The sequence below is a fragment of the Salsuginibacillus kocurii DSM 18087 genome (genome assembly GCF_000377705.1).
Classification (GTDB): Bacteria; Bacillota; Bacilli; order Bacillales; family Marinococcaceae; genus Salsuginibacillus; species Salsuginibacillus kocurii.
On the sequence record NZ_KB898623.1, the window covers coordinates 101,700 to 121,428 of the forward strand.

The 19,729-nt window shown below is 41.6% G+C and carries 19 protein-coding genes; 5 read left to right on the top strand and 14 right to left on the bottom strand.

Annotated elements, in window-relative coordinates:
* Window positions 1-11: 11 nt before the first annotated feature.
* Together coxB and cyoE are read right to left on the bottom strand one after the other, a co-directional pair.
* On the bottom strand, window positions 12-1,094 hold the full coding sequence (coxB, locus tag D469_RS0100540) for a cytochrome c oxidase subunit II (protein ID WP_018921401.1): 1,083 nt from the start codon (window positions 1,092-1,094) through the stop codon (window positions 12-14).
* 84 nt (window positions 1,095-1,178) lie between these two features.
* Window positions 1,179-2,120, bottom strand: a complete 942-nt coding sequence (gene cyoE, locus D469_RS0100545; protein WP_018921402.1) for a heme o synthase — start codon at window positions 2,118-2,120, stop codon at window positions 1,179-1,181.
* 354 nt (window positions 2,121-2,474) lie between these two features.
* Here cyoE and D469_RS0100550 point away from each other — a divergent pair, with 354 nt between their 5' ends.
* Entirely contained in the window at window positions 2,475-3,374 is a 900-nt protein-coding gene (locus D469_RS0100550) for a COX15/CtaA family protein (protein WP_018921403.1), read from the top strand.
* Window positions 3,375-3,683: 309 nt separating this feature from the next.
* Here the strand turns inward: D469_RS0100550 and D469_RS0100555 are convergent, their stop codons facing one another.
* The 3 genes from D469_RS0100555 to D469_RS0100565 all read right to left on the bottom strand — a co-directional run bounded on the left by D469_RS0100555 (window position 3,684) and on the right by D469_RS0100565 (window position 9,242).
* On the bottom strand, window positions 3,684-4,853 hold the full coding sequence (locus D469_RS0100555; protein ID WP_018921404.1) for a GNAT family N-acetyltransferase: 1,170 nt from the start codon (window positions 4,851-4,853) through the stop codon (window positions 3,684-3,686).
* Between the two features lie 267 nt (window positions 4,854-5,120).
* Window positions 5,121-8,570, bottom strand: a complete 3,450-nt coding sequence (gene pyc / locus D469_RS0100560; RefSeq protein ID WP_018921405.1) for a pyruvate carboxylase — start codon at window positions 8,568-8,570, stop codon at window positions 5,121-5,123.
* 387 nt (window positions 8,571-8,957) lie between these two features.
* Window positions 8,958-9,242, bottom strand: coding sequence for an Fpa/YlaN family protein (locus D469_RS0100565; RefSeq protein ID WP_018921406.1), 285 nt, complete (start codon window positions 9,240-9,242; stop codon window positions 8,958-8,960).
* A gap of 160 nt (window positions 9,243-9,402) precedes the next feature.
* On the opposite strand from D469_RS0100565, the gene D469_RS0100570 reads away from it, so the two are divergent.
* Complete coding sequence (locus tag D469_RS0100570; protein WP_018921407.1) at window positions 9,403-9,900, top strand: hypothetical protein; 498 nt, start codon at window positions 9,403-9,405, stop codon at window positions 9,898-9,900.
* A gap of 142 nt (window positions 9,901-10,042) precedes the next feature.
* Here the strand turns inward: D469_RS0100570 and D469_RS0100575 are convergent, their stop codons facing one another.
* Entirely contained in the window at window positions 10,043-11,371 is a 1,329-nt protein-coding gene (locus D469_RS0100575; RefSeq protein WP_018921408.1) for a PhoH family protein, read from the bottom strand.
* 216 nt (window positions 11,372-11,587) lie between these two features.
* Window positions 11,588-12,043 carry a pyridoxamine 5'-phosphate oxidase family protein gene (locus tag D469_RS0100580; RefSeq protein WP_018921409.1) on the bottom strand — a complete coding sequence of 152 codons (456 nt, stop codon included), beginning with the start codon at window positions 12,041-12,043 and terminating at the stop codon, window positions 11,588-11,590.
* Between the two features lie 249 nt (window positions 12,044-12,292).
* On the opposite strand from D469_RS0100580, the gene D469_RS21390 reads away from it, so the two are divergent.
* On the top strand, window positions 12,293-12,493 hold the full coding sequence (locus tag D469_RS21390) for a YlaI family protein (protein WP_083910671.1): 201 nt from the start codon (window positions 12,293-12,295) through the stop codon (window positions 12,491-12,493).
* Window positions 12,494-12,766: 273 nt separating this feature from the next.
* On the opposite strand, the gene D469_RS0100585 is transcribed toward D469_RS21390, so the two are convergent.
* Entirely contained in the window at window positions 12,767-13,117 is a 351-nt protein-coding gene (locus D469_RS0100585) for a YlaH-like family protein (protein ID WP_018921410.1), read from the bottom strand.
* A gap of 20 nt (window positions 13,118-13,137) precedes the next feature.
* On the bottom strand, window positions 13,138-14,970 hold the full coding sequence (gene typA, locus D469_RS0100590) for a translational GTPase TypA (RefSeq protein ID WP_018921411.1): 1,833 nt from the start codon (window positions 14,968-14,970) through the stop codon (window positions 13,138-13,140).
* Between the two features lie 163 nt (window positions 14,971-15,133).
* Between typA and D469_RS0100595 the strand changes: the two genes are divergently transcribed.
* A complete protein-coding gene (locus D469_RS0100595) occupies window positions 15,134-15,325 on the top strand; it encodes a DUF5325 family protein (protein WP_018921412.1) in 192 nt (63 codons plus the stop codon).
* A gap of 142 nt (window positions 15,326-15,467) precedes the next feature.
* On the opposite strand, the gene D469_RS0100600 is transcribed toward D469_RS0100595, so the two are convergent.
* Window positions 15,468-16,277 (bottom strand): inositol monophosphatase family protein, encoded by an 810-nt coding sequence (locus D469_RS0100600; RefSeq protein WP_018921413.1) that lies wholly within the window; start codon window positions 16,275-16,277, stop codon window positions 15,468-15,470.
* Window positions 16,278-16,645: 368 nt separating this feature from the next.
* Window positions 16,646-16,834: a hypothetical protein gene (locus D469_RS0100605; protein WP_018921414.1), complete on the bottom strand. Its 189-nt coding sequence runs from the start codon at window positions 16,832-16,834 to the stop codon at window positions 16,646-16,648.
* 257 nt (window positions 16,835-17,091) lie between these two features.
* Between D469_RS0100605 and D469_RS0100610 the strand changes: the two genes are divergently transcribed.
* The gene (locus tag D469_RS0100610; RefSeq protein WP_018921415.1) at window positions 17,092-17,739 is read left to right on the top strand and encodes a YktB family protein; all 648 of its coding nucleotides are present in this window, start codon (window positions 17,092-17,094) and stop codon (window positions 17,737-17,739) included.
* A gap of 140 nt (window positions 17,740-17,879) precedes the next feature.
* Here D469_RS0100610 and D469_RS0100615 read toward each other — a convergent pair whose 3' ends face one another.
* The 3 genes from D469_RS0100615 to D469_RS0100625 all read right to left on the bottom strand — a co-directional run bounded on the left by D469_RS0100615 (window position 17,880) and on the right by D469_RS0100625 (window position 19,593).
* Window positions 17,880-18,158, bottom strand: a complete 279-nt coding sequence (locus D469_RS0100615; protein ID WP_018921416.1) for a UPF0223 family protein — start codon at window positions 18,156-18,158, stop codon at window positions 17,880-17,882.
* A 618-nt stretch (window positions 18,159-18,776) separates the two neighbouring features.
* Complete coding sequence (locus tag D469_RS21395) at window positions 18,777-18,905, bottom strand: GapA-binding peptide SR1P (protein ID WP_083910672.1); 129 nt, start codon at window positions 18,903-18,905, stop codon at window positions 18,777-18,779.
* A 247-nt stretch (window positions 18,906-19,152) separates the two neighbouring features.
* Window positions 19,153-19,593, bottom strand: a complete 441-nt coding sequence (locus D469_RS0100625; RefSeq protein ID WP_018921417.1) for a hypothetical protein — start codon at window positions 19,591-19,593, stop codon at window positions 19,153-19,155.
* Window positions 19,594-19,729 lie beyond the last annotated feature (136 nt).

Here is a 19,729-nt window from a genome sequence, read left to right on the forward strand (position 1 = left end):
ATATTAAAAAACTAATCTTGTACAGATAACCCTTGCAAATATTCAATTAGTGCTTCCATGTCCTCATCTTCCATGTCAGGGAATCCAGGCATGTTGTTATCTTGCTTAACCTCTTGTGGGTATCTAATCCACTCATCAAGGTTTTCATCAGTTGGATCCAAATATCCAGCAAGTGTCTCGCGATCACCAAAGTTGGTCAACGTCGGACCTTGTTCTGAGCCTTGGCCACCAATAGCGTGACAACCAATACATCCTTCTTGTTCAAAAACTTCACGGCCTTGATTTGCCATAGTCTCATCATCTTCTGCTGGTTCAAATTCTTCTGGGTCTTGAGACATTTCTTCAACCCATGCATCATAATCATCACGATCTAACGCGATAAGCTTGAAGTCCATTAAAGCGTGAGACGGTCCGCAAAGCTCTGCACATTTCCCTTGATAAACACCTGGTTCATCTGCTTCTAACCATAAGTTATTTGTAATACCAGGTACGTTGTCTACCTTACCTCCAAGGGCAGGCACCCAGAATGAATGGATAACATCCTCCGCGTGAAGTTCGAACTCTACTTTTTCTTCCGCAGGTATGTATACTTCCTGCCCAGCCGTAAAGCCTTCTTCATAATCAAACTGCCACCAGTACTGATGTCCTGTTACTTCAATAGTAACCCCGTCTTCTTCAATCTCGTCCTCGTCCAATTCTTCTTCTCCGCTGTCACCTGAACCTTCAGGACCTGATGGCGTAGTATCAGCCAGCATAAATGTCCCTGTAACTGTAGGTACTGCCAAAATAACAAGCAGCAAAATAGGAATAACGGTCCAAGTAAGCTCAAGGGTCTTACTTCCTTCCACTTGCTCTGGGATTTCTTCATCCCCTGGCTTTTTACGAAATTTGATAACCGCTATGAAAAACAACGTAAATACGACAATGATAACAAGTGCCATCACATACAAGCTAAGCATCATATTGTCAAAAAGCCACTGGGCTTGAGGTCCCATTGGATCAAGAGCTGTCAGCCCTTCTTCACCACACCCTGCCAGCAGGAGAGTCAATAAGGCAAATGGAAAGAAACGCATAATACCTTTCCGTGTACTCATTACATGTTAACCTCACTTTCTGTTTAAAAATAAAAGCTTCTATTTTGTTAGTATGATCATTATCCTTACCAGCGGAATTGCAAATTATAGGTGGACAATGACCATAAGAACAAACAAGATCGTTAGATAATTCAAGGAATAGACAAACATAAGACGTGCCCATTTCACATCATCTTTCATTTTCCATCCCATTACTCCGAGCCCTAGCCATCCTAATCCCAGGATAGCGGCTACAATAGTGTAGAAGGTCCCGAATTCAAACAGTAAAAGAGAAACCGGAATTAATGCTGCGACGTATACAACAATCTGACGTTTTGTCATTTCAAACCCAGCTACAACAGGCAGCATTGGAATACCCGCAGCTCGGTATTCGTCACACCGCTTCATCGCAAGTGCTAAAAAGTGCGGTGGCTGCCAAATAAACATAATGGCAAACAGAGCCCAAGCATAGGTATGGAGAGATGGATCAACAGCAGCCCAAGCAGCGAGCGGCGGCACAGCACCTGCTATACTTCCCACTATTGTGTTTAATGAATGGGTGCGCTTTAACCACATCGAATAAATGCCCACATAGACCACAAAACCAACCAGGGCAATAATCGCTGCTGTCACTTCAACTGCGAGCAGCACAGCTAGTCCAATTCCAGCTTGCATTAAACCGACAGCAAGCACTTGTTTAGGTTCTACTAGCCCAGTGACTGTAGGACGTTCTTCCGTACGTTTCATTAAATGATCAATATCACGATCAATATAATTGTTTAACGTACACCCCCCCGCCATCACTAAGCCAATTCCAAGCAAAGTTAAAAACAAATAGTGAAGGTTCCCAACAAAGCTATAGCCACTTGTATATGTTGCAGCTAAAAAGAAACCAGCAAAAGCTGTCATCAGATTAGAGTTGACAATTCCCATTTTCGCCAAGGTTAAATAATTGCGAAAAGATGTCGCATTCGGTTTTGCGTCGACAGGGCTCGCCTCTTCTTTCATTACTTCTGCTGCTTTCATAGCGGTGTCTGTTTTCTCCATTCTTTCACCCCCTTCTATCTAAAAACACAAAGCCGTTTCTCACCTCAAATGAGCACGACCTTTGTCAGGATGACGCTTTCATGTCCCTCTGCCCCTTCCTTTATTTTAACAAGGGATGAGCACGGGTGCACACTCATTATACTTTGACTTAGTTGCATACGCTAGGAACATTATATCTTAAAACAACTTCTGTTTCATTAGATTCCTGAGTTTCACACGATCTTCACATTTGATTTGCCATATAATCTTCACTGTTCATAAATTGACTTTTAGCCCGTTTATACCTACGATAAATGTGGTGTTTATCGTAATCCCATGCGATTCACCTCGATTTTTGACAAGAGGGTGAAAACATTGCATAGAGGTCTTGAAATTTATGGAATTATTACGTCCATAGGCATGCTTATCGTTCTTTTACAAGGAGTGCTTGTAACAGCAACAGATTCGGGAGATGGCTGTGGATCGACTTGGCCCCTTTGTTTTGGCGAAGTTATGCCGCAGTCTCCAGCACTAGAAACAATTATTGAATACAGCCATCGCCTTGTTTCAGGGCTTGTTGGTTTACTGGTTATTATTTTAGCTATCTGGTCCTGGAAAAAATTGTCCCATATTCGCGAAACAAAATTTTGGGCTATTATGGCAGTGCTATTTATTATTTTCCAGGGACTCATGGGAGCAGGAGCAGTAGTTTGGGGAAATTCTAACATTGTACTTGCTCTGCATTTTGGTATCTCTGCCATATCTTTTGCAACAGTAGTAATTTTAACCGTCCTTGCATTTGAAGATGGAAAAGAACCCATCACCCCAAAAGTAAGTAAAGGCTTTCGCTACTATCTCTTTTTTGTACTAGTATACTGTTATGCAGTCATCTACACAGGAGCTTATGTAAAACATACAGGTTCAAGTTATGCTTGTCCTGATTTTCCTCTTTGCCATGGTCAAGTGCTCCCTGACCTAAGTGTTCCAGGAGGATTCCAAATATCCGTTCAACTCCTTCATCGGTTCAGTGGTATTTTGCTCCTTATCTTTTTAATCATTCTATTCATTTGGGCGTTCAAACAACTTAGCCACGTTAAATTATTAACCGTACTAACAGGAGTAAGCGTTCTGCTCGTATTAATTCAAGCAGGTTCAGGGGTAGCCATTGTATACATTCAAGACAACATAACTACTTCTCTCATTCATGCTTCTGTAATATCGCTGTTATTTACGGTGTTATGTTATATAGGGATGATTATAACGAGACGCCGCTAATAAGGCCCAATGATGTAAGTCTCTGTAAAAGTAGTGTTGATCTAGCTCGATGTCCTCCTTTTCCGCGGACGTATCGAGAGCTTGGTCTTTAGGAGGGGCGCCCTCCCCGGCATACAAACCTCGTTATCATCAACTTCCTTTCATAGAACAATGTAAAGAAAGAGCTGACCTCTAGCAGGCCAGCTCTTTCTAGTTACTGCGAACTATTGAATGAAGGACATCTCCTGGTAACAAAAGCTCCTTAGCTCTTTACACGCATGTGCCTATAGTGAATACGTCCGCCTGCACGTTTTCACAGCCTCTAACCTTTTAGAAAAAGTCATATATAAACGGCTTGGCGGTTGGAATGCTTTTTTGCAATTGTTCAATTTGACTTGCAGGTCCTTTAATAAAGTCATGTTGATACAGCTCGATCGGAGTGGAATATCCATAGAAAAGAGGCACAAGAGTGTTAATGTCTAGAGTCAAGATTTTATCGTTTTTTTGAAAGTCACTCGTTTTTTCTACAGTGCCGGCATGAGTATCAATTTGATAACTTCCTTCATTCCACGGAGCTAGCGGGTCTTTAATGTTTAATTCAATTGGCTCGGTCACTGCATGAAACGGCGTAGATTTCAAAAATGCTTCAACATCAATTATTCTCGCCATCGCATAGCTTTTCTTTTCAATATCAAAACCGGGATTTCTCATCATAAAGCGTGAAAACTCCCCAGTCGGCATATTCAATTCTGCTTCATCAATCATTGAATCGTGCTGAGATATAAAAGCCCATAATGCACGTTTGGCTTTATTATTAAGGTAGGCCATTTGGTGCAGGGATAACTTTTGATCTTTTACTTGATAGAGAATATACCCTTCTGGCTCATTGTCTTTATTAAAGTAAACTACACGCTGGCCACTTTTAAAACGACTCATTCTTCGTTCCCACCACCAATCAGGCCGTGAGATAGTCCCATCATAGTTAGCCGCAAATCCTTCATATACCGCTTTCACTGGTTCATATTGATCACTTTTTAAACGTGTGACATAACCATCAGCTGGTTGGGAGGGCTTGGGCAGGTCTTCTGCATCCATTCGCCATAGTTCTTTATCACAAAACAACTCCCATCCAAATTTGCGGTAAAAGGAGATAGCGAATGGATGAAGCATAGAAACAATCATCTGTTTTTGATACATCTCTTCTATACTTTGCATGAGCAGCTTCTTTACTAAGCCATGCCGGCGAAATTCAGGCCAAGTAGCAACACCTGATACCGCACCTGTTGATAGCTTTCTACCGTGATAATACGTATCTACAGGCAAAACCAACACTTTTGAAGCAAGCTCATTGTTTGACGTAAATGCGCCCAGCTCCCACTCCGGGCGCATTTTCTGCAGCCGCTCCTCCCGTTCTTCGTCTGTAAGTTCATGTTGAAAAGCAAATTCACCCAAGTTAAGACTTGCTTCTTTGTCTTCTGTAGTTAGTTTTCTAATTTCCATCGTATATTCACTCCTTTATGTTATAGCTGATTACGTAACAGAGGGGTTCCCCCCCTGCTGCTTCATCGAGTGGTTGAGACAGGGGATGAATAGCCTTTCTTCACTCATTTATGCAAACCCTTTAATTATGTAGCAATAATTAACTTCCTGTTAAATCACCCCCTCCCCCTCAAGTGCTTCATCCTAAGCGCAGAGAGAAAGCTAAACATATGAAAAGACTCCTCTCCTGAAAAGGGAGGAGCCTTATACTGTACGGACTAGCTCAGGTTAGTCAGCAAATTCTATTAATAGATCACCAGTTTCAATTGGGTCTCCGTTAGCGACATGGATAGCTTTAATCTCACCATCGAATGGTGCTTGTACAGTCGTTTCCATCTTCATCGCTTCAGTGATCATAATATGATCGCCTTTCTTCACCTTTTCACCTTTTTCTGCTAACACTTTAATAACAGTCCCCGGCATTGTAGCCCCAATATGATTATCATTATCCTTGTCAGCTTTAGGTTTAACGACACTTTCAACTTGAACATTTTGATCTTTGATCATGACTTCGCGTGGCTGTCCATTTAATTCAAAATAAACAATGCGGTTCCCATTATCTTGCGGTTTAGAAATCGAAACTAGTTTTACAATTAACGTTTTCCCTTGCTCAATTTCGACCTCAATTTCTTCACCCAGGCGAAGTCCATAAAAGAACGTAGGAGTATCCAGCACACTTACGTCACCAAACTGCTGGTTAAAACGCTGATAATCCATATACACTTTTGGATAGAGCGCATAGGATAGAACATCATGCGCAGTTACTTGGCGATTAAGCTTGTGGTATAGCTCTTCTTTTAACTCATTAAACTGAACCGGCTCCATGTTTTCACCAGGACGGTAGGTGATCTCTTCCCGTCCTTTTAAAATGATGCGCTGCAATTCTTTTGGAAATCCTTGATATGGCTGGCCTAAATAACCTTGGAACAATTCAACCACAGAGTCCGGAAAGTCCAAGTTTTCTCCGCGTTCATAAATATCATCTTCAGTTAAATCATTCTGCACCATATAAAGCGTCATATCCCCAACTACTTTAGAGGACGGTGTGACTTTCACAATGTCACCAAACATATCATTTACGCGACGGTACATTTTCTTTACTTCCGGCCAACGATCTTCGAGGCCTACTGCTTTCGCTTGCTGCTGAAGATTGCTGTACTGGCCTCCAGGCATTTCATGTTCATAAACCTCCGGATGAGGTGCCTTCATCCCACTCTCAAAGCCTTGATAAAAGGTACGAGCCCTCTCCCAGTATTCACCCAATTGTTCTACGCTTTTAATATCGAGCGACGGCTGGCGCTCAGTGCCGCGCAACGCATAATAAAGACTGTCAGCACTTGGCTGAGATGTGCCTCCTGCCATGGGGCTAAGAGCTACGTCAACCACATCAACACCCGCTTCAATTGCTTTTGCATAGGTGAAAATACCATTACCACTCGTATCATGTGTATGAAGGTGAATTGGAATATCAATTGTTTCTTTTAGTTCTGAGATAAGGCTGTAAGCTGCTTCTGGTTTTAGCAGGCCGGCCATGTCTTTAATGCCGAGGAAATGAGCTCCTTCTTCCTGCAAGGATTGAGCCAAACGTTTATAGTAATTCAAATCATATTTTGTTCGTTTGGTATCTAAAATATCTCCGGTATAACACATGGAGGCCTCAGCCACTTTACCTGATTCCCGCACAGCAGAAATCGCTAGCTTCATGCCTTCCACCCAATTCAAGGAGTCAAAGATCCGAAAGACATCAATCCCTGCACTGGCTGACTTGTCCACGAATTCTTTAATTAAATTATCTGGATAATTTTTATACCCTACTGCATTCGAACCTCTAAGAAGCATCTGCATAAGCACATTCGGCATTTTTTCACGCATTGTAATCAGACGCTCCCATGGGTCTTCATGCAAAAAGCGCATTGATACGTCAAATGTGGCCCCGCCCCACATTTCCGAAGAAAACAAGTTAGGGAGCAGTCTTGCTGTCGGGTCGGCAATTTTCTTTAAATCATTGGTGCGAATCCGTGTCGCCAGCAAGGACTGATGCGCATCGCGGAACGTAGTGTCAGTTAAAAGTACCTCATTTTGATCTTTAACCCAATCAGCAAGCCCCTCCGGCCCGCGTTCATCTAAGATTTGCTTCGTGCCGTTTAGTATCGGTTCGCTATACTTAACCTTCGGCAGATGCGGTGTTTCAAAAACAGGCTTTTTCTCCTGTTCCAGGCCTGGATAGCCATTGACAATTGTTTCGCCGATAAAGGACAACATCTTTGTTCCCCGGTCTTTACGTTTAGGGAAGACAAAGAGCTCTGGCGTCGCATCAATAAAGGAGGTGTTATACTCTCCAGACAAAAACTGGTGGTGTTGAACTACATTTTCTAAAAAGGCAATGTTCGTTTTAATTCCACGAATACGGAATTCTCTTAGGTTTCGTAGCATCTTAGCTGAGGCACCTTCAAATGTTAAAGACCATGTAGAGAGTTTTACAAGCAGGGAATCATAATGAGGTGTAATTACCGCACCCTGGAATCCATTACCTGCATCAAGCCGGACCCCAAAGCCTCCACCAGTACGGTACGCCATAATTTTGCCTGTATCAGGCATAAAATTATTGCTTGGGTCTTCTGTCGTCACCCGGGACTGAATGGCATATCCATGTGTGCGAATGTCAGCTTGCTTTGGAATGCTTAACTCCGGCCCATGAAGATCCACTCCATCAGCAATCATGAGCTGAGCTTGGACAATGTCAACTCCCGTGACCATTTCCGTGATGGTATGTTCCACCTGAACCCGCGGATTAACTTCAATAAAGTAAAATGCGCCTGATTCATCGACGAGGAATTCCACAGTTCCTGCATTTACATATTCTATATTTTCAGCTAGCTGTACAGCAGCCTGGCTGATTTTTTCACGAACTTCTTCCTCTAATGACACGCTAGGTGCTACTTCCACAACTTTCTGGTGCCTGCGTTGAACCGAACAGTCACGCTCATATAAATGAATCATATTTCCGTGGTGGTCACCGAGCACTTGTACTTCAATATGCTTAGGATTTTCAATGAATTTCTCTACATACATTTCATCGCTGCCAAAGGCTGATCTCGCCTCAGATTTTGCTCGGTCAAACGCTTCATCTAACGCTTCTGCGCTGCGTACGATCCGCATGCCGCGTCCGCCCCCGCCAAGCGATGCTTTGACGATAAAGGGGAAACCGTGCTCTTCAGCAAATTGCCGGACTTCTTCTTTTCCGGAAACCGGTCCGTCACTTCCGGGAATGACCGGCAGTCCCGCATTAATAGCCTGCGTCCTAGCCTGCACTTTGTCACCAAACATATTGAGGTGTTCGCTGCTCGGTCCGATAAAAAGCAAACCTTCTTCTTCACATCGCCTCGCAAACTCAATATTTTCGGAGAGAAAACCATACCCAGGGTGGATGGCGTCTACTCCGACACTTTTGGCTGTCTCAATAATACCTTCAATATCCAAGTACGCATCGATCGGCTTTAAGCCTTCACCAATTAAATAAGCCTCATCCGCTTTGTAACGATGATACGAGCCGGTATCTTCTTGGGAATACACGGCCACTGTCCGAATATGTAGCTCTGTACATGCCCGGAAAATGCGAATCGCAATTTCCCCCCTGTTAGCCACTAGCACCTTTTTAATGTTTTTAAGTTCACTCATCAAATTCCTCCTAGCGTATCATTTCTCTCCCCTGCCCGCTTTTGTATTTTGTGGGCGAGCTAGTTTACAGACTATTTAGAAATATAGTATATCATAACACTTTTTCTGTAACAGTCAAAATTTAAAAACTGTCATATTATATGTAAGTACCTATGCTCTTCAACACTGATGAACTCATTCTTTAAGCAATATAGAGTTTGTGACAACATTTTATATCTGCTAAAAAGACAAACCTTTCCTAAGCGTACAAACTGTACTAGTTGGTTCGAATCTACATTTCTAAATGGCTTATAAAAGATGCCTTACACCCCTATCTTCGCCCCTTAGCACGAGTAGGCCAATAAAAAAACCAAGCTTATTCGGGTGAATTCCGAATAGCTTGGTTTTTTACTTACCTTCAATCGTTGCTTCATGCAGCGCAGCGAGTTTACGCTCAAGCTCTGAAAGAATATGTTTACCTGATTGCTCATCGATTAAATTCAACCGGATCGCAAAATCAATCTCACGGGATAAGCCAAACATCTGGGTATCTAGAACTTCTTCATATAAAGGGCACTGGGGCATCGTTAAATTATCCATCTGAACTTCAATAAGCTTTCTAATTTTTTCAGCATCAGCTTTTAGTAAGGCATACGCCTTATCATAACTAATTGAAGTAACCTCTATACTCATGAGGAACCCTCCTCTATCATACTCCTTATTCATTCATCATATCGGTTACTCTTTAAAAATGCAAGCCGAGATAAACGTATTTCCGAAGATTCTCGTCACACAGTTTAGATTTTTTTGTGATAGGATGGGTACTAGCTGGTTATAAAAAGGAGCAATAAAAATGGAATTTATTGTATTTATTCATGGGGATGTAAAACATACGATTACAATTGACCCCACCGTTTGGATTTTTGACGAACGTAAAGTTGATTTAACCACTTATTTTCAAGAAGATAGGAAGGATGCAGCACAGGAAGAAGAAATTGCTTCTGTTGCTAAGCGCTGGGAGAAAGAGCGAACAGAAGGGTCTAACATGCCTGAAAAGCACAAAACAAATGAGATCCGCTCAAAAAAAGAAGCACTGCTTGAAGGTTCATTTGGAATAGAGTTCACCCCGTTTCTAGAAAATTCAGAGCCCTCAACCAATGCTAGTTCACTAATAATTGAAACCGAACATAGCGAACACAAGCTTTCCCTTGATGAAGGAAGTCGGCTTATCATTGGATTCAGCAGTGAAGGCAAGCCTTTATATGAAACAGGGCCTGTGCACGCCTACTACGGAGATGGGAGCAATCAAAGCAACCCCATCACTCATGTAAAAGGCTTTCGAATCGAATAAATTGCCTGTCCATCAAGAAAGTACTTTAATGTGCCGCGCGGTCGTTGCCAACGACCGCGCTTTATTTTTTATAGCTGGCAGCCTCGAAACAAAGCATTTCTATTTTGTTTAAAGCCTTTGCCTTTATAACGATATACCAAGCTTACAATAAATCGGCTGCAAGTTGAGCCAAACCTGACCTTTCTCCCTTTTCCAATTTTATATGGGCACTAACTGCTTCATGTTTAAATCGTTCCACCACATAAGTGAGTCCATTTGTTCGTTCGTCCAAATAAGGATGGTCAATTTGAGCCGGGTCTCCCATCAATACAATTTTGCTGCCTTCCCCAACCCGGGTTAAAATAGTTTTCACTTCATGTTTCGTTAAATTTTGAGCTTCATCAATAATAATAAATTGGTCAGGCAAGCTTCTCCCCCTGATATACGTTAAAGCTTCCACTTGAATAGAGCCCATTCCCACCAGGATTTCATCTAATTCTCCAGGCTTTTTGGTATTAAATAAAAATTCTAGGTTATCAAATATTGGCTGCATCCAAGGGCGCAGCTTTTCTTCTTTTTCTCCGGGCAGGTAGCCAATATCTTTACCAAGGGGGACAACCGGTCTTGCGACAAGCAGCTTTTTATATGCAGCTAAGTCTTCGGTCTGCAATAAGCCTGCTGCCAATGCTAATAGTGTTTTTCCCGTTCCTGCTTTCCCTGTCATCGTTAACACAGAAATTGAAGGGTCCAGCAAAAATGAAAGGGCAATCCGCTGTTGCACATTACGCGGGCGAATACCCCACACTTGTTCGGATTCAACTTCAACTGGCGTTAATTCCTTACCATCTTTCGAAACTTTCCCTAAAGCAGATGTGGAAGAGCCAAAAGCATCTTTCATAATAAAACACTCATGAGGTGACACCGGTTCATCTGTGATCTCTGAAACGTGAAGTGAGCGCGTTTGATAAAACTGATCCAAAATTTCTTTACTGACTGATAAACTCTTAAACCCTTCGTATATATGATCATCGTCAATAACCCGATCATGCAAAAAGTCTTCTGTCTTTAGTTCTAAAGCTTCTCCTTTGATCCGTACAAGCGCATCCTTGCTTACAATGATGACCGGTTTTGGTTCAGCGTTTTGCCTCTCTTCCATTTGCAGGTTCATGGCGACCGCTAACAACCGATTATCATTAGTCATCTCTGGAAAACGGTCTCTCATGTATTGAAACGAGCGATGGTTTAATTCAACGCGGAGTGTCCCCCCTGAATCCAACGGAATTCCTTCATCCAGCCTTCCATTTAATCGTAATCCATCAAGCAACCTCGCTACATAACGAGCATTCCTACCCAGCTCATCCATATATCGTTTCTTTGCATCAATTTCTTCCAACACGACAGCCGGTATTATCACTTCATGTTCTTGGAATGCAAACAAAGAACGGGGGTCTTGCAAAAGGACGTTCGTATCCAGCACGTAAATTTTTTTCATGCTCTGGCCTCCTGCCTCGAACTATAATCATTTTTATTTGTACCAGCTATTCCTTCAATATACGCAAACAAGCTTAAAATATTGCTAAACGATTATCATCACTCTTCCTAAAGTAAAACTATCAACCGCTGTATTTGTCCATATTTCAGAGGAATTATTGATTTTCAACTCTGTAAAAAAAGAGTAAAAAAAAGCATAAATCGGGGGTTCCCCGATTTATGCCTCTTTTAAAGCTCCCATCACTTGCCGGTCCAATTTAGCTGCGGCATCAAGGTCATACGTTTTATCATATTTCGGCTCTTCAGAAATTTGGGCACCGTAAAACATCACATCTCTCACTTCCTGAATATCAACTTCCATAAAAGCAAGCTTTAACGGGATACCTTCCATTCGTTCTGTAATAAAGCGCGCCTCTCCAGCAATGGAATAAGAAGAACCATCGATGATAACATTTAACACTACACCTGCGTGGGCTTTGATGTTTTCAACAATTCGTGAGCTAGTATTCACTGCAAACCGCACGTGCTCTGAATCCGGGGCATACACCCAGGAAATAGCACTTACATTTGGCGAACCGAGTTCATAGTCGGTGGTAGCCAAAAGGACAAAACGTTCTTTTTGTAAAGCAGTCAACAACTTATCTTGCAGCTTATGCTCAACTTGATTGGCCATAACGTGACCTCCTATGTGTAACATATGCTTACCGAATAAATCCGGATAATACTACTATACCTAAAATTTAAGAACAGGAAAACATGTCCTTGTCCATTCCGCCATTTCTTTTTATGTATATGTCCCACAAGCTTAAGCAACCCTCATTTTTCTTTTTATGGATAGATTCATCAATTCCTCCTTCACGATAAACACTATATCCATGTTATACTATTTACAGTAACTTGTAAGTAGAGAGTAGGGATAGTTATGAAAGCACGTTGTGTACTATGTGACACAATTGACGTAATATCAGATGATAACCCATTAGCAAAAAAGCTTAGAAATCGACCGATTCACACGTATATGTGCGAAGCTTGTCACACCCGTATTACCGACCGTACCATCGAACGAACGTCGTCTGACCATTACCGATCCTATAAAGATATTCAACCGAAAGAAGATTGGTAAATTAAATACTATATGAGCTATGAGCTTTCCCCCTTAACAAAAGCATGGAAGCTATACTGAAGCTGAGTTCAAAATTATCTTTTCTTCACTTCTTTTCATCGTTTAAGCCTCCGCAGGAAAAAGTGATTCAGATTAACACTTTGTCGTAAAGCCGAGCAAGTATTCACACTCTTATGTTTTTCGCATAGACAAGTAATACAAGTATACAAGTAAAGCCAAGCTTATAATAAAGGTCCGAAGCTCTCTTAAGAAGAGATGCTCCGGACCTTTTCATCAGCTTGTCTTGTGTTCAGACTGCTGATCCTTTTTATGAGATCGCAGTCTAATTTTATATATGCCAAGCACAAGGGCAGAGATAATTAATGATTCCACAATCGGCATTCCTACTGCAAATATAGTAATGGGGAACGCGCCAATTATCAAAGCAGCGTAAACAATTACATTTTTTAAAAGAGGAAGTTTGCGAGCAAATCCAAGATTAAAAACTACGATGCTCATAATAATTACTGCTGCATACAATAGTATAAACCCGAGAACCGGCTGTTCGTGGACATTTAGAAGCCCGGCGAACCAGGAGACATCGCTTTGGCCGATATCATTGATGGTTGGCTCTTCGCCATTCATGAGGCGGCTCCTCCTTTACATTAAGACTTCTTTTTTCTCTTCTCTTCGCGCTCACGCATCGAAGTATTTAACGTTTTTTTCCGCAACCTGATCGATTCAGGGGTAATTTCGCAAAATTCATCTTCATTTAAATACTCAAGCGCTTCTTCTAACGTTAAAATGCGTGGGCGCTTCATTGATTGGGTCTGATCTTTAGTAGCAGAGCGAATGTTTGTAACATGTTTTTCTTTAGTGATATTTACTGATAAGTCATTATCTCTTGAATGCTCTCCTACGATCATACCTTCATACACTTCAGTGCCTGGCTCCACAAATAACACACCACGGTCTTCAAGGGCCATCATACTGTACCAAGTAGCTTTCCCTGCTTCAAGGGCTACAAGAACACCTTGGCGTCTTCCTCCGACTTGTCCTTCAACAAGCGGTCGGAAACTGTCAAATGTATGATTTAAAATGCCAAAACCTTTTGTCTGCGCCATAAATTCAGTCCCATACCCGATTAAACCACGCGATGGTACTAAAAACTCAAGCCGCACTTGACCGTCTCCTTGGTTGATCATATCCACCATTTCACCTTTTCGTTCGCCAAGTGCCTCCATTACAGAACCGGTATAATCTTCAGGTACATCTGCCTGAACGCGTTCAACTGGTTCGCATTTCACACCGTCTACTTCTTTAATAATAACTTCTGGCTTAGACACTTGTAATTCATAGCCTTCACGGCGCATATTCTCAATTAGGATGGATAAATGTAATTCGCCGCGTCCTGATACACGCCAGGCATCGGGAGAATCGGTCTCTTCTACTTTAAGACTCACATCTGTTTCCAACTGGGTTAACAAACGTTCTTCTATTTTGCGGCTCGTTACGTAATTGCCTTCTTTACCTGCAAAGGGGCTTGTGTTTACAAGAAAAGTCATCTGCAAGGTTGGCTCATCAATACGAGGTACTGTCAGAGCATCCGGATCTGATTCTGGACAAATGGTTTCTCCTACATTCAAATCTTCAATACCTGAAATTGCAATAATATCTCCGGCTGAAGCTTCTTCAATTTCAGATTTTTCAAGCCCTAAATAGCCGAATAATTTACTAATGCGGACGTTTTTCTGAGTTCCATCACGTTTCATTACAACAGCTTGATCTCCTGTTCGAATCGTCCCCCGAAAAACTCTCCCGACTCCAATACGACCTAAATAGTTGTCATACTCAAGCATCGTCGGCTGGAACTGAAATGGTTCGTCTGAATTATCAAAAGGAGCCGGCATATTTTCCATAATGGATTTAAATAAAACATCCATTCCCTCATCCTGATTCTCTGGGTCTTCACTTGCCGTGCCATTGATAGCCGAAGCATATACAACTGGAAAGTTCAATTGATTTTCATCTGCTCCGAGCTCGATAAATAAATCTAATACTTCGTCCACGACTTCCTCAGGCCGAGCACTCGGTCGGTCAATTTTATTTAATACGACAATTGGAGTCAGCTTTTGTTCAAGCGCCTTTTTTAACACAAAACGCGTTTGCGGCATACAGCCTTCATAAGCATCTACCACGAGCAATACTCCATCTACCATCTTGAGAATACGTTCAACTTCACCGCCAAAGTCAGCGTGGCCGGGAGTATCCAAAATATTAATTTTTGCATCTTCATAACGAATTGCTGTATTTTTAGCAAGAATCGTAATCCCGCGCTCTTTTTCTAAATCATTTGTATCCATTGCCCTCTCGTCTACCTGCTCGTGGGCTTGAAATGTTCCGGACTGCTTTAACATTTCATCTACAAGCGTGGTTTTGCCATGGTCTACGTGGGCGATAATTGCGATATTACGCAAGTCTTGTCGAATTGTACTCACTACGTATTCGCTCCCTTAACTAACGACTTTAGTCGCCTTGATTTCTATCCAACTTTCCCATTGTAGCATACCTTCTTCTTCCTTCCTATCACTCTCGCCTTTATTTCTTAGTATGGACAAGGTATAATAATACACAGAACTTTTAAAAGAGAGAGGCATTTCAATGATGACGAAAGAAAAATGGATTTTTTTACTTCTTGCCACATTGACAGTATGTTGTATATTAGCACTTGGCGTGGCCGTAGCTGAACGAAGTATTTGGATTGCGCTTGGCGCCGTTGGTGTAATGTTTGGTTGCTTTAACGTTGCCAGGTCCTACCGGGAAAAACTGCAAACCAACTCCACCCACAACTAAGAAAAATAGAAGGGGCTTTCGTAACGACGCAAAGCCCTTTTCTCCCACTAACAACGCATCACCCGCCGGCCGCGCGTCGTTATTCTTTTTACTCTTCCGCTATTAACCTTCCTTGAACCCCTCAAAAGGGAACCCGTTTTACTTATTCACGTTCTGATTGTGAAAAGGCAGTGCTAAGTGTTCCATGAAGGTCAGAAGCAGCACAAAGCAATGAGGTTTCTCCTTCGAATGTCAGAGATTGGCCGAAGATATCTGATATCTTCCCGCCTGCTTCTTCCACTAATAATTTTCCAGCTGCATAATCCCAGGGAGAAACTCTCATCGTAAGATAGCCATCGAGCCGTCCGCAAGCAGTATAAGCCATTTCTAACGCCGCAGCGCCATAAGAGCGAGTAGCCCTTATATCACGAACAATGTGACGACAAACCTCTGCCCGGCGTGGAAACCGTTTGCTAATTAACCACCTTGCATTCAGGCCAATAATTGATTCTTCATAAGGACCGCTTGCTGCCATCTTTTTTTGCTTATCATTATGAAAAAAGCCAGCACCTCTAACGGCGCTAAACCATTCATCATTCATCACGTCATATACAACCCCAACTCTCGCTTCTCCATCTTCATAGATTCCAACCGAAATGACGAAATTATAATGTTGATGGACAAAATTTGTCGTCCCATCAATAGGGTCAATAATCCATACGGTCCCCTTATTCGCATTTACTTCTGAACCTGTGCCTTCTTCACCTATCATTTTATGTTCTGGATACATTTCGGCAATGCGGGTTCTAAACAGATCTTCTACCTCTTTATCTTTATCTGTAACCAAGTCATCGGCATCACTTTTCGTTTGAATATGTAATTCATCCTGAAGAGGTGTGCAGAGAAGCTTGGCTGCTTCTTTAATAATGGTTTCAGCGTTTTCTTTCACATGAAAATCGGTTTGGTTAGACAAAACGTCTCAGCACCCTTCATTAAATTTATCTTCCTTATTATGCCACAATCCCTGTGCTGATGAACAGGAAACAAGCTATCCACCCTTATCTTACCCCCTTTAACAAAAAACTAATAGCACACAAGCATTACTGCCTTAATGAGTGAACCTTCATCCCTAATATTGATAGTCCTTCCATGACTTCTTTTTCCACGAGCACCCCGCCTTCTTCAGACTAACAACCTGCTAAGTCTCACTACACCCGATTGTCCTGCCGAACCTCGACCCACCCTGAAATATTAATGATCTTTATCAAACGTTCTTGGGCAGAGCTATAAAAAAAGACTGCCCCATTCATTGTTGGGACAGCCTTTGTATTTATTTAACATTTAAGCTTCCAGTTGAAGCCATTCCAATCTTAATTGTTCTAAACGATTCTTTGTTTCCTTCATCATATCTTGATCTTTAACCATCATGGCGTCATGGAGCGAAATAAGTTCATAATCAATCTCCATGCGCAAAATCGGAATACGTGTCTCTGCGTCTGTCCTTTTAAACGTTTGAATGACTTGTTCCATCACACTCACACCCCTTAAAGTGATCTGTAATCTTCGCATGGCCCACTACGTGACAGGGTAATAACTAAATTTTCTGACTTATTAGATTATCGATATTATAGCATATGTGTAGATAAATTCAAACGGAACAGCTTGTTTTTTTAATTATGAGTGTAAGGTCCTGTCAAGGTCTCTACTTGATACAGCGGCCTAATCATTTGCGTGCCTGTACAAAACCTCGTAAGATTGAAATAACTTATATTTTAAGAGGTGAAGATATGACTGAAATACAAGGTTTCACAAAGGAAGACTTTAATGTTTTTACTATACCTGGCTTAGAAGAACGCATGGACGCTATTCGTACCCACATTCAACCTAAATTTGACCTGTTGGGCAAAAATGTTTCAGCCTCCTTATCAACACTGACTGGTGATGAAATGCACTATCATATTGCCAAGCATGCCCGCCGAAAAGTGAACCCACCCGAGGATACATGGGTAGCTTTTGCCGATTCCAAACGCGGCTATAAAAAGCTCCCACATTTTCAAGTAGGTCTTTTCGAGTCCCACCTTTTCATTTGGTTTGCTATGATATATGAAGCACCGGCCAAAGGAGAATTTGCTGAAGCACTTTTACCACAATTAAATGACTATCTTCAAAACGTACCTTCAGATTATGTTTGGTCCATAGACCACACCAAACCAGAAGCCATGAAACAAAAGGATCTAACTGCTGCGGAGATTGAGCGGCACGTAGAACGCCTAAAGAAAATAAAGAAAGCTGAATTGCTCGTTGGCAGGCATTTAAACCCTAATGACGAAAATGTCCAAGATGGGGCACGCCTTCAACAAACGGTAGAAGAGACATTTGAAACGGTCCTCCCATTTTATCAGCTTGCTAAGTCTACAGCTGTACCTAGTAAATAGCCCCTAACTCACCTCATGTTATACAGGCTGTAGCGGAATAAACTCTCCTGTTAGCTTTGCAGCAACTGCGTACACACTTAAAAGCAGAAAAAGCGTCCACTTGGCCAAAACAACGCTGTAATGCCAAGGGACGCTTTTACTCACGTCATTTTGATTAACTCGTCAGCTTCTGCTTTTTGAGCCGCTTGAATGGTTTTCCAGGATGATACATCAGCTGCTTGGTCAAATTCTGCGAATAACTGTTTTTCTTCCCGCTTCGAAGGAACCACCGCTTTAAATTTTTTGTACTGTTCAACAAGTAACTCACTTCGTATACCATCCGCTTGAGCTTTTTGTATCATCTCAAAAAACTCTACGACATGAATCACTTCTTCCTTACTCCATTCCATCGATATTGGATAATGTATATCTTCTTTCACTCTCGTCACCCTTTGGTTATTAGTCAGTTAATTGTAAACCCTCTTGCCTAGATGAAGTACGCTTATATCCACATTTGCTTTTAACTATTTACTTATATGCTTGCATATTACCATAACCGTACAATACAGGAACTTTTCAAGACACAAATAAAGCAAGAAGCAGTGCAGCTTCCTAATACCGTATCACCTTATTGTTCTCCCAACAAGCGTTGCTTAATAAAACGTGTTAAAGGGACAGTGAATTTTCTTTATCAACTTAAGGCATGACTTTTTTCTCCGGCCTGTGCTCAGTCCAGGTAGGTTATTCTTCGCCTATCAACGACCTATATCAACAAGTTCCTTTACGTTAACAGCATCGTTAAAAAATGCTGGTGAAGTTTCCTATAAGAACACGTACAATATTGGCTTCAGCCTTACCATCCGGTTAATGTTGCTGTGTCTTCCTTCAGCCTCCGCTTCAAGAAGATAGAGCAGCTGACCAAACATCGGATGTTTTTCAACACACTTTTTTATGGATACATGTGCAACACTAAAGATTTAAACTCAGGCAATGATTCTCCACACAAAAAACACCTCTGGCTTATATTACTTCAGCCAGAGGTGATGATCGTCTCTAATTTATTTTTTCTTTGCAGTAGACTTTTCACGACTCGAACAACTTGAACAAGTTCCATAAAGTGTAGCCACCTTCTCACCTTCGTGATGACCAATCGTTTCGTTACACGTCCGGCAAATAATGATATCCATGCGTACAACTCCTTTAGAAACAAATTATGTTCTTCTTACTTAATATAGTATGACACATTGAAGGCGTTGTCAATTTAAATTGTATAACACATTTATTTTTGTATGCTTACCTATCAAGGATAGCTGACAGTTCCACTACTCTTCACGACTCATCAGGGCACTTCGTTATTTTTCACGAACCTTTAATCTAAGAAAAGCATAGTAAAAAGCCTGGCATTAACCAGGCTTTTTTCAAAAGAAACTGTCTTTAATACGTGAATTGATGAACATTATTACTTACGAAACGAGTAACTTCTTTCAAGAACGTCGCATCCTCTTCATCAAACTCAAAGCTTTGTCTGGGAATGTGCAAAGCTAGTACACCTTGTAAAAAAGCTTGCGAAAAGAAAGGAACGAGTACGGAGTGTGTATGTAAACTATAATAAACCGTAAGCTCCCCACGTATGGCACACATTTTAAAAGGGAGATGTTGATATGTTTCTATTTCTTTAAAGGGACAAGCTCCGAATTGAGACAGGCGTTGAAACTCTCCATGCGTATGGCGGTAAACAGAAACACTTCCTCTTTTTAAATAACAGGCTCCAAATATTTCAGCAATTTTATCATAAAAGTCTTTGAGTGATTGAGCTACATCTAGTGTCCGACCGACCTCCAGGCGCATATCATCTAGTTGTTGTGAACGATCCATAGCCATCCCTCCATTACGTTCTATTTTATACTCAGGAGTGGTTTGCTATAGAATAGCACATTCTTTTCTACGTTAAGAGACTTTTCTAATTATTAGTCACCACTCGTAAAAAGTTTTCACAAATCGACTGATTTCG

What these genes read in the sequence shown, in the direction of transcription:
- coxB (WP_018921401.1), bottom strand. Translation starts at nt 1,094, where the DNA reads ATGAGTACACGGAAAGGTATTATGCGTTTCTTTCCATTTGCCTTATTG.
- cyoE (WP_018921402.1), bottom strand. Translation starts at nt 2,120, where the DNA reads ATGGAGAAAACAGACACCGCTATGAAAGCAGCAGAAGTAATGAAAGAA.
- D469_RS0100555 (WP_018921404.1), bottom strand. Translation starts at nt 4,853, where the DNA reads ATGGAAATTAGAAAACTAACTACAGAAGACAAAGAAGCAAGTCTTAAC.
- pyc (WP_018921405.1), bottom strand. Translation starts at nt 8,570, where the DNA reads ATGAGTGAACTTAAAAACATTAAAAAGGTGCTAGTGGCTAACAGGGGG.
- D469_RS0100565 (WP_018921406.1), bottom strand. Translation starts at nt 9,242, where the DNA reads ATGAGTATAGAGGTTACTTCAATTAGTTATGATAAGGCGTATGCCTTA.
- D469_RS0100570 (WP_018921407.1), top strand. Translation starts at nt 9,403, where the DNA reads ATGGAATTTATTGTATTTATTCATGGGGATGTAAAACATACGATTACA.
- D469_RS0100575 (WP_018921408.1), bottom strand. Translation starts at nt 11,371, where the DNA reads ATGAAAAAAATTTACGTGCTGGATACGAACGTCCTTTTGCAAGACCCC.
- D469_RS0100580 (WP_018921409.1), bottom strand. Translation starts at nt 12,043, where the DNA reads ATGGCCAATCAAGTTGAGCATAAGCTGCAAGATAAGTTGTTGACTGCT.
- D469_RS21390 (WP_083910671.1), top strand. Translation starts at nt 12,293, where the DNA reads ATGAAAGCACGTTGTGTACTATGTGACACAATTGACGTAATATCAGAT.
- D469_RS0100585 (WP_018921410.1), bottom strand. Translation starts at nt 13,117, where the DNA reads ATGAATGGCGAAGAGCCAACCATCAATGATATCGGCCAAAGCGATGTC.
- D469_RS0100595 (WP_018921412.1), top strand. Translation starts at nt 15,134, where the DNA reads ATGATGACGAAAGAAAAATGGATTTTTTTACTTCTTGCCACATTGACA.
- D469_RS0100605 (WP_018921414.1), bottom strand. Translation starts at nt 16,834, where the DNA reads ATGGAACAAGTCATTCAAACGTTTAAAAGGACAGACGCAGAGACACGT.
- D469_RS0100610 (WP_018921415.1), top strand. Translation starts at nt 17,092, where the DNA reads ATGACTGAAATACAAGGTTTCACAAAGGAAGACTTTAATGTTTTTACT.
- D469_RS21395 (WP_083910672.1), bottom strand. Translation starts at nt 18,905, where the DNA reads ATGGATATCATTATTTGCCGGACGTGTAACGAAACGATTGGTCATCAC.
- D469_RS0100625 (WP_018921417.1), bottom strand. Translation starts at nt 19,593, where the DNA reads ATGGATCGTTCACAACAACTAGATGATATGCGCCTGGAGGTCGGTCGG.